Below are 14,883 nucleotides of genomic sequence, written 5' to 3' on the forward strand. Positions count from 1 at the left end.
ATGGCAGGAAAAACATGCCCTCAAATACGATAAATGACCTGTTGGCAATCATGGCCCGTCTCAGAAATCCGGATCAGGGGTGCGACTGGGACAAGGTGCAGACCTACAAGACCATCGCCCCCTACACCATCGAGGAAGCCTATGAGGTGGCCGAGGCGATCGAACATGGCGATATGGATGCGCTAAAGGATGAGCTGGGCGACCTGCTGTTCCAGGTGGTGTTTCATTCGCGTATGGCTGAGGAAGAGGGCCACTTCAACTTTGCTGATGTGGTCGAGGCAATCAGCGATAAAATGATCCGCCGCCATCCTCACGTGTTTGCCGATCACAAGTATGACTCGGTCGAGGAACAGGGCAAGGCCTGGGAGGAAATGAAGGCCGAGGAACGGGCCCGCAAGAATGAGGGGAAACTGGAAAGTGCGCTCGATGGTGTGACCTGGGGTCTGCCGGCCCTCACCCGTGCCGTCAAATTGCAGAAACGGGCCGCCCGGGTCGGGTTCGACTGGCCGCAAACCGCCCAGGTACTGGACAAGCTGAATGAGGAAATGGCCGAACTGTCCGCCGAACTGGTGAAAAGCCGGGAGACACAGGATCCCGAACTCATTGCCGAGGAGTTTGGTGACATGATGTTTGTCTATGCCAATCTGGCCCGGCATCTGAAAATCGATCCGGAAACCGCCCTTCGTTCGGCCAACGCCAAGTTTGAACGCCGGTTCCGCAAGATCGAGGAACTGCTGGCTGCAGAGGGCCGCAAAGCCGACGACTGCGACCTGGAGGAACTGGACCGCTACTGGGACAAGACCAAAGCGCTGGAAAAAGAAAAATCAGAAACGTCCGGGAAATAGAGCGTCCCGCACCTGATACCATTGCGGTTCAGTCAGGGTGCTGAGCAGCCCCTTTCCCCGCTCATGAATGGTATATTCCTCTTCATTGAGGCGCCGACTGCAGCCGCCGGCCTCGCGGATCATGAAGCTGCCGGGCAGATGATCCCAGGGGAGCGTGCGGAAATAGACGGAAAAATGCTTCCACCCCCTGAGCAGGCTGACATAGTCATAACCGGCGCAAAATGCCGGGCTGTTTTTCAGGAATTTCTTCAGGTTCTCCCGCGCCATTTCCTTCAGGTCATCGGGCATACGCTTAATGTGGGCCGCCGCAATCTGCTTGGAGATGTCGGCCGGCGGTCGCGGCAACTTAACTTTCTCGTCATTCAGCAGGGTGCCGCTCCCGCGTTCAGCAACCGCCATCACATCGTCCCTGGGCAGATAGATCCAGGCCGCAACCGTCGCGCCCTTTTTCAGGGCGACCACCATCATGGCAAAGCGATGGTTACCGCGGATGAAATTATTGGTGCCGTCCACCGGGTCAATCAGGAAGGACAGATCGGCCTCCAGGACATCATGGATCCGTTCCGGATGCTCGGCGATACTTTCCTCGCCGGCGACGACTGCGCCGGGACAGAGGTCGGTCAATAGCCGCGTTAACTGTCGTTCCGCCTCGATATCGGCGCTTGTGACCATCTCCCCGGCCGCCTTGTCCTGGATTTCATGGGCTTCCAGCTTCTCGAACCGGCTCAGGATTTCGTCATGGGATATTTCGCGGACATAGTCCGCGATGCGGACGGGATCAAGGCTCATGCCCCGGCTCCCACAGGGACTATCTCCTGTTTTTCCAGCAGCCCGATCGCCTTGCCGCTCAGGCGCGCGGTGATCAACGTGCCGTTTTCGCCATCTTCCCGGAACAGCACTTCGCCGTTCTGGTAAATCTGGGCCACTTCTGCCCCCTGGTCGGGGCGGAAACTGAAATGATAGACCTGTTCGTCCCGGGACAGATGATCGGAGATCACCTGCAGGAACCGGTCACAGCCTTCACCGGTTACGGCCGAGAGCAGCACAACATTATCGGTGCGGGCGGCACGGTTTTCCAGCGTCTCCCGCTCCTCGGCAGACACCAGGTCGATCTTGTTCCACAGTTCGATAATGGTCCGCTCTTCCCCCTCCTCGACACCCAGGGACTTGAGGACATCAAGCACATCCTTGCGCTGGTCTTCTGTCTCGGGATGCGAAATATCGCGGACATGAATGATGATATCCGCTTCGACCACTTCCTCCAGCGTGGCGCGGAACGCCGCCACCAGGTGAGTCGGCAGGTCGGAAATAAAGCCCACCGTGTCGGAAAAGATCGCTTTCTTGTTGTTGGGCAGGTCCAGCTGCCGCATGGTCGGGTCCAGCGTGGCGAACAACAGGTCTTCGGCCATGACATTGGCACTGGTCAGCCGGTTAAACAAAGTTGACTTGCCGGCGTTGGTATAGCCCACCAGGGCGATGACCGGAAACGGCACTTTCTTGCGGCTTTTGCGATGCAGCTCGCGGGTTTTGGTCACCGTCGACAGCTGGCGCCGGATCTTGCCGATCCGCTCGTCAATCATGCGCCGGTCGGCCTCGATCTGGGTTTCCCCGGGGCCGCCCATGAAACCGAAACCGCCCCGTTGCCGCTCCAGGTGGGTCCAAGACCGCACAAGACGGCTTTTCTGGTAGGACAGATGGGCCAGCTCTACCTGCAGGGCCCCTTCCCGGGTCTGGGCGCGTTCGCCAAAGATTTCCAGGATCAACCCGGTGCGGTCGATGACCTTGCAGCTCAGTTCCTTCTCCAGGTTGCGCTGCTGGCCGGGGGAAAGTTCGCAGTCGGCAACCACCAGCTCAATTTCATTTGCGTCAATATAGTCGGCAAGTTCCGCGACTTTACCGCGGCCCAGATAGGTCGCCGGACGGATCGTGGTAATGCCGATAGTGATGGCTTTTTCCACATCCAGGTCAAGGGCGGCCGACAGGGAAATCGCCTCCTCCAGGCGAGCCCGGGGAGTGCGAGACCAGGAGAGATTCTCCTGCTTGTTGCGGAGGTAGGGATGAAAAATAAAAGTTCGCGCTCCCGCCGTATGGTCCGGAAGCGCGATATCTTCACTGTAGGGATCATCCCAGACAGAACTGAAGCTCTTTTTCCTGAAGGTCAGTTCGTCCGTTTTAATCCTGGCTGTCATTTAAGGCCGTTTTACTCCTGATTGTCAGCTTCCGGGTCGAAAAGCTGGATCGGTGCCCCGGGCATAACTGTAGAGATCGCATGTTTGTAAACAAGCTGTACGTTGGAATCCCTGCGCAGAAGGATACAGAAATTATCGAACCAGGTGATAATTCCCTGCAATTTCACACCGTTTACGAGGAAGACGGTGATCGGTGTCTTGTTTTTGCGAATGTGGTTGAGAAAAGCATCTTGAAGGTTATGGTTTTTATCTGACATCTTTTATTTCCATTTATTGTTTTTGGTTCAAGGTTTACTGAATAACTTTGAACAACTACTGGACCTGTGATTTTATCCAACTCGACGGTCTGAACGATCATAACACAGGCTACTTTGGCATGTAACCGGCTAATGGACTGTCCAGTCCTTTTTTTAGTTTCTCCAGAATGACGGCATGAAAATGATCAAAAAGGCAACGATCTCCAGCCGTCCTATTATCATTATCATAGAGGTCAACCACTTCCCGATGATCGGAAGGCTCGAATAACCGACAAAATCCGGAGCCACCAGGCCGGTCAGGCCCCCTGCGCTAAACAGGTTTACAAGGGTAAGTCCCAGACTTGTCTGCAGATCCAGCCCCAGGGCCCCGTAAAATACGGCGGCGAATGCAGCAGCAGACGTAAAGATAAATAACAATATCCACACTGCATATAGCGTGGAAACCGAAACATTCAAGTCATTAATTCGAAGGGGCACAATACTGTGGGGATGGGCCAGGCGGCTGATCTCCCGGTCTGCATGTCGCAGAAGGATTTTAAAGCGCAAAACCTTGAACCCGCCCGCGGTGGATCCCGTGGTTCCGCCGATAAACAACAGAATCCCGGCAATGACGATAACCGACACCGGCATGGATGCCGCTTCATCCGGTAAAAAACCGGTTGTCGTCAGAATGGAGACCACGGAAAAAATCGCCAGCCAGAATTTTCGGAACACGCCCGCTTCCATATTGGAATTGGCCAGCACCAGGGCAATAAAAAACAGAACAACGGCCGCGGCGAGAATCATAAAAAAGCCGCGGATTTCCGAATCTCCGCGATAAATACGCAGATTATTGCCGGAAAAAAAGGACCAGTGATAAGTATAATTGGTCGCCGCCAGCAGCATGAAAGGCAACAGGATAAGTTCCACGGTCCCGTTAAACATATTCCGCACGCCACTGTCATGGGGAACGAATCCACCACTCGACAGGGTGGTCATCGCCACATTCAGGGAATTGAAGGTCCCGAAACCGGTCAGCAGCAGCATTATCGTGCACAGGGCCGTCAGGAAGGCATAGATTTTGACCAGGGGTAAAAAAGCACAGCGCATGCGCGCCAGAAGCCCCTCACCCTCCCCGTGCGGCAGGGCGCTCCTGAACAGTTGAATGCCGCCAATTCTTGTCAGCGGCAGGATGGCGACCGCAATACAGAGAATCAGCAATCCCCCCTGCCACTGCAGCAGGGAACGCCAGAAGATGACTGTCCGGGGCACCAGGTCGATATTGGACAGTACCGTGGCACCGCTTGTCGTCAGGGCCGATGCCGCCTCGAAATAACTGTCGGATAATTTCGTCAGCACCCCGGTTGTCATAAAAGGAATCGCCCCGAACAGCGGCAGTCCGACCCAGACACAAAACATGAAGAGGATAATTTCATGCCTGCTGGCCTGCTCTTTCAGGTCCTGGAAGGCAAAATAGATTGCCGTGCCGATAAAGACCGTCGCCAGCGCACTGATCAGAAAGGGCAGGATCAGCTCGAATTCCCTGTAGTAGGTTGCGGCCAGAATGGGAAGGAGTTCCGTCGCTCCGAGAATCATCAGCAAATAGCCGACAATATTTCCGATCCTGGCGAACATTAGCTAGAAATATTCCAGCTTTACAGTGAACAGCTCTTCTACCTTGCGCACCATATCGGCCCTGGTGAAAACAATAACAATATCGTTTGTCTTGATGATACTTCCGCCGCGCGGCACAACAACCTCGCCTTCATGTATGATCGCCCCGATAATGATTCCCTGCGGCAATTTGACATCCCTCAGCGGCTTGCCGACCAGGGGAGAGGTTTCCAGGGCGACAGCTTCGAGAACCTCGGCGGCGCCGCCGGCCAGGGTCTGCAGGGAACGGATCCGTCCGCGCCGCATATGCTGTAGGATACTGGACACGGTGGTCTGGCGCGGATCGACAAAGGCGTCGATACCGACAGAATAGGTCAAGGGCCCGAAATCATGGTTATTGATGAGGGCGATAGCACGTTCACAGCCACCATGCTTGGCCAGCGCTGATGCCAGGATATTGACCTTGTCGTCGTTGGTCACAGAAATGATGGTTTCGGTCCCCGCCACATTGGCTTCCTTGTGCAGCTCAAGGTCCAGCGCATCACCGTTGAGAACGATGGCCTTGGGCAGTTTCTCCGCCACAAAAGTCGCCCGTTCCTGTTTCAGTTCGATAATTTTAATCTGGATCTTGGAATCTTCCGCCAGCAACTGTTCGGCAATAAACAGGCCGACGTTCCCGCCGCCGACAATGATAATGCGCCGGGCCTCCTCTTCCTCATGGCCAAAAACATTCAGCGCCCGCTGCACATGGCTTTTTTCCGAAATAAAATAGATATCGTCCCCCACCAGCAGCTGGTCGGCGCTGGTCGGGACAATCATCTTGCCGTTGCGCATGATGCCGGACACCACAATATTCAGATCGGGGAACAGCTCCGTCAGCTGGCGCAGGGGCGTGTCCACAACCGGGCAGTCTTCCTCCAGCTTGACCCCCACCACCTGCACCTTGTCGTCGGCAAAGGGAATCATGTCAAAGGCGCCCGGCACCTCCAGGCGCCGGATTGCCGCCCGCGCCACCTCGATTTCCGGCGAGATGATCACATCGATTGGCATATGATCACGGCTGAACAGGTCCTGCCACATGGATTTCAGGTAGCTCTGGTCCCTCACCCTTGCGATTTTGGTTGGTACGTCAAACAGTGAGTGAGCGACCTGACAGGCCATCATATTGACTTCGTCAAACAGGGTGACGGCAATGATCATATCCGCATCCCGCGCCCCTGCCCGTTCCAGCAGGTCCGGGTGCGAGGCATAGCCGACGATGGCCTGTACATCCAGCGAGTTCTGAATTTTGGCAATCAGTTTCGGGGAGCGGTCGATAACGGTAACGTCATTATGTTCATTTGCCAGATGACGGGCGATATTGAACCCGACCTGGCCGGCTCCGCATACGATGACCTTCATGTCCGTTTACCTTTGCATTTGTTTTATTTTTTTTCCTGTCCGGACAGACCGAGGTTTTTCAGCTTCCGGTGCAGTGCCGATCTTTCCATACCAACAAATTCAGCGGTTTTCGAGATATTTCCGTCAAACCTGTTGATTTGGACTTTAAGATATTCGGTTTCGAATTTTTCACGGGCATCCCTCAGTGTCAACGACATGATTTCATTGTTGCGGCCCGGACTGACTACATCCATGTCCGCCACGATTTCCGCGGGCAGCATTTCAACCCCGATTTCCTCCCCGTCGGACGACAGGATCAGCAGGCGTTCGATGATATTCTTCAGCTGGCGCACATTTCCCGGCCAGTCGAAAGCCTGCAGTGCCGCCATGGCTTCCGGGCTGACCTGACGCGGTACCCGGCCGGTCACCGTCGAAAGCTGCGACATGATCTGGTAGGTCAGCTGCGGGATATCATCGCGCCGCTGGGTCAGCGGCGGGACAACAACCGGCACCACATTGAGCCGATGGTACAGGTCCTCGCGGAACCGCTGTTCCTCTATTTCTTCCCTCAGATTGCGGCTGGTGGCGCTGATCACCCGTACATTCACATGTACCCGGGTGTTGCCGCCGACACGCTCAAAGCTCTGGTCGGTCAGCACCCGCAGGATTTTGGCCTGGGTGGTTTGCGGCATGTCGGCCACTTCATCGATAAACAGGGTGCCGCCGTGCGCCTGTTCGAACACCCCGGTTTTCTGCACCACGCTGTTTTCTTCAATACCGAACAGCTCACTTTCCATATTTTCAGGCGACATGCTGGCGGCGTTCACGACAACAAAGGTGCCGTTGGCCCGTTTGGACTGCTCGTGAATCAGGCGCGCCACCACTTCCTTGCCTGATCCCGGCGGGCCGGAAATCAGCACCCGGCTGCCGCTCGGCGCCACTTTCTCGATGGTATTGCGCACCATGTTGATGGCGGACGAGTTACCGGTCAGCCCGAGGTCATAGCCGACTTTTTCCTTCAGCTCGGTATTTTCCCGCCGCAGGCGGCCGACTTCCGTGGCCCGCTCCACCAGAATAAGCAGTTTGTCGGTCTCGAACGGCTTGGAAATGAAATCGTAGGCGCCGCGTTTGATGGCGGTCACCGCTGTCTCGATATTGCCATGACCGCTGATGATGATCACTGGCAGGTCCGGATGCTGTTTCTTGACTTCTTCCAGCACCTCGAGCCCGTCCAGGCGACTGCCCTGCAGCCAGATATCAAGGATCAGGAGCGACGGACGCCGCGCCTCGATCTCGGCCAGGGCGGAGTCGCTGTCACCCGCCACCCGGGTTTCAAATCCCTCGTCTTCCAGAATGCCGGCGATCAGATCCCGGATGTCCTGTTCGTCATCTACGATCAATATATCAAGAGCCATGTACTATCCTCAGGTCTTCTTCATACTCAAGCGACTCTCTAACGCTTTCATCGGTGGTGAATATCATGCAGGCCCGGGCGCCGCCATGTTCCCGGTTCTCCAGAACAAGGTCACCGCCATGATCCCTCATGATTTTCTTTACGATTGCCAGCCCAAGCCCGGTGCCTTTGGCCCGGGTTGTCACATAGGGTTCCGTCAGCCGGTGCAGCATGTCTTCGGGAAGTCCCACGCCGTTGTCGCTGATCTGGACTATAATCCTGTCGCTCTCAGCCCATTCAACATCAATACCGATATGACCCTTGATGTCCGGGAGAGCCTCCCGCTGCGATGCAATTGCCTCCGTGGCATTTTTGATCAGGTTGGTCAGGGCCTGTCCGATCAGTCTCGCGTCACACATCACCGGCAGGTCGCCATCCGGCAGGTTGACGGAGAAACTGATATCGCTGTTGGCAACTTCCATAAGAAAAACCGACTGCCTGATAATCTCGGACAGGTCTTCGGGCTTCATAATGGGCGCCGGCATCCGCGCAAAGGAGGAAAATTCATCAACCATCTGCCGCAGGTCGCCCACCTGGCGGATGATGGTTTCGGTACATTGATCGAATACAGCCGGATCGGAATGGATTTCCTTGCCGTACTTGCGTTTGAGCCGTTCTGCCGACAGCTGGATCGGCGTCAGCGGGTTCTTGATTTCATGGGCAATGCGCTGCGCCACGTCAGCCCAGGCTGCGGTCCGCTGGGCGGCGACCTGATCGGTAATGTCATCAAAGCTGATAACAAAACCTTCCACTTCGCCCCCCTTCATCTCGGCGGTGATGCGGACCAGAAGGTTGAGCTTGTTTTCCCCGCGGATAATGGCGATCTGCTGCTGCAGTGACTTGCTGCCGCCCCCCTTGAGTTTTTCGAACAATTCTTCTGCTTCCGGCAGCACATCGGTCAGCGAACGACCTTTCAAATGGTTAAAATCCTGATCCAGCAACTGGGCAGCGGACCTGTTGGGCAGGGTGATGGTGCCGTCAGGCGCCAGTCCCATAATGCCGGCACTAACCCCGGACAGAACCGTCTCGGTGAACCGGCGGCGTTCATCCAGCTGCATGTTGGCTGTCAGCAGGTCCTTCTGCTGGTTTTCCAGCTGCCAGGTCATATTGTTAAACGCCTTGGTCAGGCCGCCGAGGTCGTCATAGGTATTTTCGATCGGCGCCCGGGCGGAAAAATCACCTTTACCGACCTTGGCCGACGCATTGATCAGGTTGCCGATCGGTTCCATCAATTTGGTCACCAGGCCGAGCCCCATCCATACCGCGGCAAACAAAATAAGCAGAGCGATAACAATGAAGGTCAGGTTAAACCACAGGCGATATTCGGACAGATTGGCCAGGACATCTTCATATTCCTTCTGGGCTGATGATGTCTCCTTGACCAGCGCCAGGGCCCGGGCATCGACAAAGCGACTGATGTAGAGATAGCGGTCGAGGAAACCGTCAAGCTGGATCAGGACCCTGATCCTGTCGTCATCCTCACTGCTGAGAAACACCACCTTGCCCTCGGCGGCGGCATTGATGGCCTGCAGCGGGAATGGTTCGGTAATCAGCGACAGACTGCCGCGCGCCCGGGCAATGACTTCGGTGGAACTCAGGATTATCGCTTCCGACAGCCCCAGAATCTGCGACATTCCGGTCAGGGCCTGTTCCAGGAACTCCCGGTTATTGGACATGGCGATACCCTGGGCATTCAGGTCCTTCGCCATCCCCAGAATATCGGCTTTGATGACTTTTTTATGTTCGTCGATATAAGCCTCGGCCACACTCTGCGAACTTGTCAGCACGGTCTGGACCTTGTCGTTGAACCAGGCCTGCAGGCCGAATTCAAAAAACAGCGCCGAGAAAATCGCGACGATAATGGTCGGGGTAATGGCGACAATACTGAACAGGGTGATGATCCGGCTCTGCAGCCGCGACCCGGCCATGCCCGCATTCCGGGCCGACATCAGCCGGATGAATTGCCGCGACACCAATGCCCCCAGCACCAGCAGCAAAATCAAATTGAACAGCAGCAGGCCATAAAGGGTTTTCGGCGTCGGCTCGAACGGTCCGACATTGGAAAATGTGGCATAGGTAAAGACACCCGACAGAAGGGCGCCGGCAGCCAGTAAAAAAGCGACCTTGTTTGTGAGCTTTACCTTTTTAGCCCACAAAACAAAGCGGAAATAACGCCTTGGCGTTCTTTTCTCGATTACCTGACTCATAATACCTCTGACAATTCAGAGGGAGAATATCATATTGTTGCATAATTGCAACATGTCATGACGTCAGCCGCCGCGCACCACGTTGATATCCAGTTCGCGGATTTTTTTCCGCAGGGTATTGCGGTTCAGGCCCAACAGGTCCGCGGCCTTGATCTGGTTGCCGCGGGTGGCGTTCAGGCTCAGTTCGATCAGGGGAATCTCCAGCTCTTTGAGCACCCGGGCGTAAAGACCGCTGGGCGGAAGTTCATGGGGGGCATGGGCATCAAAATATTTCTTGAGATGCCGATAGATGGCGTCCCGCATCGTCTCGTCCTCAGAAGCGGCAACGGCTTCCGCGACTTCGGGTCCCGGGCCGGCAGTCAGTTCGGAGCGTACGATTTCGAGATTAATGACGTCTTCCACATAGAGGGCGGCCAGACGATTGGCCAGGTTCTCCAGCTCCCTGACGTTGCCCGGCCAGTTATGCTGCTTCAGGTAATTCAGCGCGTCACTGTCGATCAGCTTGGGCGGCAGGTTATTTTCATAAGCGTAGTCCGACAGAAAATGGCGCACCAGGTCGGGAATGTCGTCCTTGCGTTCCCGGAGCGCCGGAATACGTAACGGCACAACATTCAGGCGGTAGTAAAGGTCTTCCCGGAACAGGCCCTGATTGATGAGCTGCTTCAGGTCGCGGTGGGTGGCGGCGATAATACGGACATCCGCCTTGATCGCCTTATGGCCGCCGACGGTGGTATATTCACCTTCCTGCAGCACGCGAAGCAGCCTGGTCTGGGCATCCATCGGCATGTCGCCGATCTCGTCGAGGAACAACGTGCCACCCTGGGCCTGTTCAAAGCGGCCGATATTCTTGCTGTCTGCGCCGGTAAAGGCCCCTTTTTCGTGACCGAACAGCTCGCTTTCAATCAGTTCGCGGGGAATGGCCGCCATGTTCAGCGCCACAAACGGGGCGTTTTTGCGCTTGCCGAAATCATGAAGGGCATGGGCCACCAGTTCCTTGCCGGTGCCGGATTCACCGGTAATGGTCACGGTCAGGTCCGTATTCATCAGGCGCGCCATAATCCGGTAAACTTCCTGCATGGCCGGAGAGCGACCGATCAGGGGCAGATCCTCCGCATCTTCGTCCGCCTGAACGGGCTTTTCCACCTTCGATTTGGCAGCAAGTCCCTTCTGGACCACAGCCTTGACTTCGTTCAGATCAAACGGTTTGGGCAGATACTCATAAGCGCCGCGTTCCGTGGCTTTGACAGCGGTCAGCAAAGTATTCTGGGCGCTCATCACGACGACCGGCAGCTCGGGGCGGATCTTCTTGATCCGCGGCAACAGGTCGAGGCCGTTTTCATCCGGCATCACCACGTCGGTGATCACCATATCTCCTTCCCCGTTGGAGACCCAGCGCCACAGCGTGGAGGCATTGCTCGTGACCTGGACATCGTAGCCTTCCCGACCCAGGGCCTGGGACAGGACGGTCCTGATGGCACGGTCGTCATCGGCGATTAATATGGTTTTTCCAGTCATACTGTCTCTGATCCTGAACTTAGCTGTTTGCCACTGGCAGCATTACCCTGAAAATGGTTTTCCCGGGTTCCGAGTTACATTCGATAATCCCGCCGTGTTCCCCGACGATTTTCGCCACCAGCGCCAGTCCAAGCCCGGTTCCGTTGGTTTTCGTGGTGACGAAGGGATCGAACAGATGCGGTTTGAGGTCCTCCGGAACACCCGGGCCATTGTCAATCACACACACTTCCAACGGCAGGTGAATTCTTTCATGGCCGCCGGGGATTATCACGCGCACGCCATGACGATAGGCCGTCGTCAATGTGACTTCACCGCTTACTTTCGGCGCCGCCTCCACAGCATTTTTCACCAGATTGAGGAACACCTGGATCAACTGTCCCTTGTCACCGACTGTTGGCGGAATGGACGGGTCATATTTCTCAAAGAACTTCACATGCTTGCCGAAACCATTTTCCGCCAGTTTGCGGACATGCTCCAGGACGCTGTGGATATTGACCGGTTCCGGGTCGATCGGTTTGCGGTCCGAAAATACTTCCATCCGGTCCACCAGGGCACAGATCCGATCCGCTTCCTCACAGATCAGGCGGGTCAGGGCCTTTTCATCATCATTGGCGTCCAGCTCCAAAAGCTGGGCCGACCCCCGGATCCCGGACAGCGGGTTCTTGATTTCGTGGGCCAGAACCGCCGCCATGCCGGAAACTGACCTCGCGGCGCCGCGATGGCTGAGCTGCTGGTTGATTTTGTGAGCGATACCGCGGTCCTGGAGCTGCACCAGCAGGCTGCCCTCTTCGTCCAATATCGGCGAGACGTGAATGTCGACGCGCTGGTCGAGATGCCGCATATTCGACAGCGGCACGTCATATTCGGAAACGATCAGCTTCTTCTGTCGCACCTGGGCGATCAGGGACATGAGGGGACTATCAAACGGCACCAGCGTAGCCACATCTTTTTTTAGCAGGGTTTTGGCGCTCTGTGAAAACAGGCTCTGGCAGGCCATGTTGACAAAGCGGATACGATTATCCTTGTCCACCACCAGAATACTGTCGGGCAGGCTGTTGAGGATGACATCCATGCTAATGCCCGACGACGCTGATTTTATTTTATCCAGTACCCTACCCATCAGGCAGCAATTTCCTCAATTAGCGGATCATAGAAACGGTCAATTTCTTCCCGGACCAGGTTTACATCCGCCAGGTGATTGACTTTCTGGCGGAAGGCCGCGGATTCCCGCAGTCCCTTGGTATACCAGGAGATATGTTTGCGGGCGATTTTCTTGCCGGTATGCTCGCCGTAATGCTCAAGGATCGCCTCATAATGCTCCGTCAGGATATCCTTCTGCGCTTCAAGAGACGGATCCGGCAGCTGCTCGCCTGTCTTCAGGTAATGAATAACCTGGGACAGGAACCAGGGTTTTCCATAACTGCCACGCCCGATCATGACGCCGTCGGCACCGGATTGGCGCAGCGCCTCGGCGGCATCTTCCAGCGTGTTGATGTCGCCGTTCACAATCACCGGAATATTAACCACCTCCTTGACCTGGCGCACAAAGGACCAGTCGGAAGAGCCGCGGTACATCTGGCAGCGGGTCCGGCCGTGCACGGTCAGCATCTGTATTCCCACATCCTCAGCGATGCGGGCCAGTTCCGGGGCATTGCGATTGCTGTCATCCCAGCCGGTGCGCATTTTCAGGGTCACCGGCACCTTGACCGCCTTGACCGTCTGCTCGAGAATTTCACGGGCCAGTCCGGGTTCTTTCATCAGCGCCGAGCCGGCATAGCCGTTGACCACTTTCTTGGCCGGACAGCCCATATTGATGTCGATGATCGGCGCACCGCGGTCCTCGTTGATTTTCGCAGCTTCGGCGACAACACTTGGTTCGCAGCCGGCGAGCTGCACAGACATCATATATTCATCGCTTTCCGGCGCTGACATTTTGAGGGTGCGGTCATGGGCCCGGATCATTGCCTCGCTGGCAATCATTTCCGAGGTCACCAGGCCGGCGCCGAAGCGCTTAACCAGACGCCTGTAGGGTCGATCCGTCACACCGGCCATGGGGCACAGCAATACGGGATCTTCAATCTCAATCGAACCAATCTTCATGATTAAAATCTATGCACTCAAAACAGGAAGTTCAATAATTGATTAAATATTAATCAAACCAGCGGCGGACTATATAGGAAAAGATCAGGCAGGTCAAAGCATGAAATATGAAAAAAAAGCAGACTTTCCGGGGCCTCGGTGCTAGTTTCCTGTGAAAAGATGCCAGGGGATGGCAAAGGAACCGGATCTATGAAAGTTGCTGCAGTTATTGTCGCCGCCGGACGCGGCCAGAGAGTAGGCGGAGAAACCCCGAAGCAATATCTGACACTGGGCGATAAAACCGTTTTGTATCATACGGTTAAAAAGTTCCTGAACCACCCGCAAATTGACCGGATCGTGGTCGCCATCCATCCCGACGACGTCATGCTGTACAATAAGGCCATCGGTATCCTGAAACTGATGCCGCCGGTCTATGGCGGCGAAACCCGGCAACAATCTGTCCTCTGCGGCCTGGAAGCCCTGGTGTCGGAAGCCCCGGATATCGTCCTGATCCATGATGCCGCCCGCCCGCTGCTGAGCGAAGAACTGATCAGCCGGACCATCGAGACAGCGAAAACGAAAGGCAGCGCCCTGCCCGCGCTGCCAGTTGCCGACACCCTGAAGCGGGTGGAAAATGATTTAGTCAGCGGGACAGTCGACCGGACAAACCTGTGGCGCGCCCAGACCCCGCAGGCGTTCAACTTCACCGAAATTCTCGAAGGCCATCGCACGGCCCGGGGCATGAACCTGACCGATGATGTGGCCGTGGCCGAGTTCGTCGGCCTGCCGGTGGCGATCACCGACGGGGAAGAACGCAATTTCAAAATCACCAGCAAGGAAGACCTGGAAAAGGCGGAACTCATGATCGGAACAGGACAATTTCGGATACGGACCGGACAGGGATTTGATGTCCATGCCTTTGAGGAGGGCGATGCCGTGATCCTCGGCGGGGTCAAAATTCCCCATAGCCGCAAGCTCAAGGGGCATTCCGACGCCGACGTGGCGCTGCATGCCCTGACCGACGCCCTGCTCGGCGCCATTGCTGCCGGTGACATTGGCGATCATTTCCCGCCCAGTGACGATAAATGGAAAGGCGCCCCCTCAGACACTTTTCTCAAGGAAGCCGTGCGCCTGGTGGAGAAGAAAGGCGGAGAGATCAGTTCGCTTGACCTTACCATCATCTGCGAGGCCCCGAAAATCGGGCCGCACCGTGAGGCCATGCGACGGACCATCGCCGAAATCTGCGGCCTGGACGCCGATCTGGTGAGCGTCAAGGCAACAACCACGGAAAAACTGGGCTTTACCGGCCGCGGCGAAGGGATTGCCGCCCAGGCCATCGCCACCGTCATGGTATCGGGAAAATAG

The 14,883-nt window shown here is 56.1% G+C and carries 12 protein-coding genes; 2 read left to right on the top strand and 10 right to left on the bottom strand.

The genetic code is table 11. The features are described from left to right. Positions 1 to 14: 14 nt before the first annotated feature. Positions 15 to 845, top strand: coding sequence for a nucleoside triphosphate pyrophosphohydrolase (mazG, locus tag FIV46_RS02905; RefSeq protein WP_139938294.1), 831 nt, complete (start codon positions 15 to 17; stop codon positions 843 to 845). Here the strand turns inward: mazG and FIV46_RS02910 are convergent. The 10 genes from FIV46_RS02910 to dusB all read right to left on the bottom strand — a co-directional run bounded on the left by FIV46_RS02910 (position 825) and on the right by dusB (position 13,539). Next, positions 825 to 1,634 (bottom strand): inositol monophosphatase family protein, encoded by an 810-nt coding sequence (locus FIV46_RS02910; RefSeq protein ID WP_139938295.1) that lies wholly within the window; start codon positions 1,632 to 1,634, stop codon positions 825 to 827. The two genes, mazG and FIV46_RS02910, sit on opposite strands and share 21 nt — an antisense overlap. Next, positions 1,631 to 3,034, bottom strand: a complete 1,404-nt coding sequence (gene hflX / locus FIV46_RS02915) for a GTPase HflX (RefSeq protein ID WP_139938296.1) — start codon at positions 3,032 to 3,034, stop codon at positions 1,631 to 1,633. The genes FIV46_RS02910 and hflX overlap by 4 nt, the downstream gene beginning before the upstream one ends. An 11-nt stretch (positions 3,035 to 3,045) precedes the next feature. After that, positions 3,046 to 3,291, bottom strand: coding sequence for an RNA chaperone Hfq (gene hfq / locus FIV46_RS02920; RefSeq protein WP_139938297.1), 246 nt, complete (start codon positions 3,289 to 3,291; stop codon positions 3,046 to 3,048). A 153-nt stretch (positions 3,292 to 3,444) separates the two neighbouring features. Continuing rightward, on the bottom strand, positions 3,445 to 4,905 hold the full coding sequence (locus tag FIV46_RS02925) for a TrkH family potassium uptake protein (RefSeq protein ID WP_139938298.1): 1,461 nt from the start codon (positions 4,903 to 4,905) through the stop codon (positions 3,445 to 3,447). Positions 4,906 to 4,908: 3 nt separating this feature from the next. Then, positions 4,909 to 6,285, bottom strand: a complete 1,377-nt coding sequence (gene trkA / locus FIV46_RS02930) for a Trk system potassium transporter TrkA (RefSeq protein ID WP_139938299.1) — start codon at positions 6,283 to 6,285, stop codon at positions 4,909 to 4,911. A gap of 23 nt (positions 6,286 to 6,308) precedes the next feature. Next, positions 6,309 to 7,679, bottom strand: coding sequence for a nitrogen assimilation response regulator NtrX (ntrX, locus tag FIV46_RS02935; RefSeq protein ID WP_139938300.1), 1,371 nt, complete (start codon positions 7,677 to 7,679; stop codon positions 6,309 to 6,311). After that, positions 7,669 to 9,924 (bottom strand): sensor histidine kinase NtrY-like, encoded by a 2,256-nt coding sequence (locus FIV46_RS02940; protein WP_139938301.1) that lies wholly within the window; start codon positions 9,922 to 9,924, stop codon positions 7,669 to 7,671. The genes ntrX and FIV46_RS02940 overlap by 11 nt, the downstream gene beginning before the upstream one ends. Positions 9,925 to 9,987: 63 nt before the next feature. Then, on the bottom strand, positions 9,988 to 11,439 hold the full coding sequence (gene ntrC / locus FIV46_RS02945; protein ID WP_139938302.1) for a nitrogen regulation protein NR(I): 1,452 nt from the start codon (positions 11,437 to 11,439) through the stop codon (positions 9,988 to 9,990). Between the two features lie 19 nt (positions 11,440 to 11,458). Then, positions 11,459 to 12,559: a two-component system sensor histidine kinase NtrB gene (locus FIV46_RS02950; RefSeq protein ID WP_139938303.1), complete on the bottom strand. Its 1,101-nt coding sequence runs from the start codon at positions 12,557 to 12,559 to the stop codon at positions 11,459 to 11,461. Further along, complete coding sequence (gene dusB, locus FIV46_RS02955; protein WP_139938304.1) at positions 12,559 to 13,539, bottom strand: tRNA dihydrouridine synthase DusB; 981 nt, start codon at positions 13,537 to 13,539, stop codon at positions 12,559 to 12,561. Before dusB ends, FIV46_RS02950 begins: the two co-directional genes overlap by 1 nt. Before the next feature lie 189 nt (positions 13,540 to 13,728). Here dusB and FIV46_RS02960 point away from each other — a divergent pair, with 189 nt between their 5' ends. Beyond that, a complete protein-coding gene (locus FIV46_RS02960) occupies positions 13,729 to 14,883 on the top strand; it encodes a bifunctional 2-C-methyl-D-erythritol 4-phosphate cytidylyltransferase/2-C-methyl-D-erythritol 2,4-cyclodiphosphate synthase (protein WP_139938305.1) in 1,155 nt (384 codons plus the stop codon).

The organism is Emcibacter nanhaiensis (assembly GCF_006385175.1).
Lineage (GTDB): Bacteria > Pseudomonadota > Alphaproteobacteria > Sphingomonadales > Emcibacteraceae > Emcibacter > Emcibacter nanhaiensis.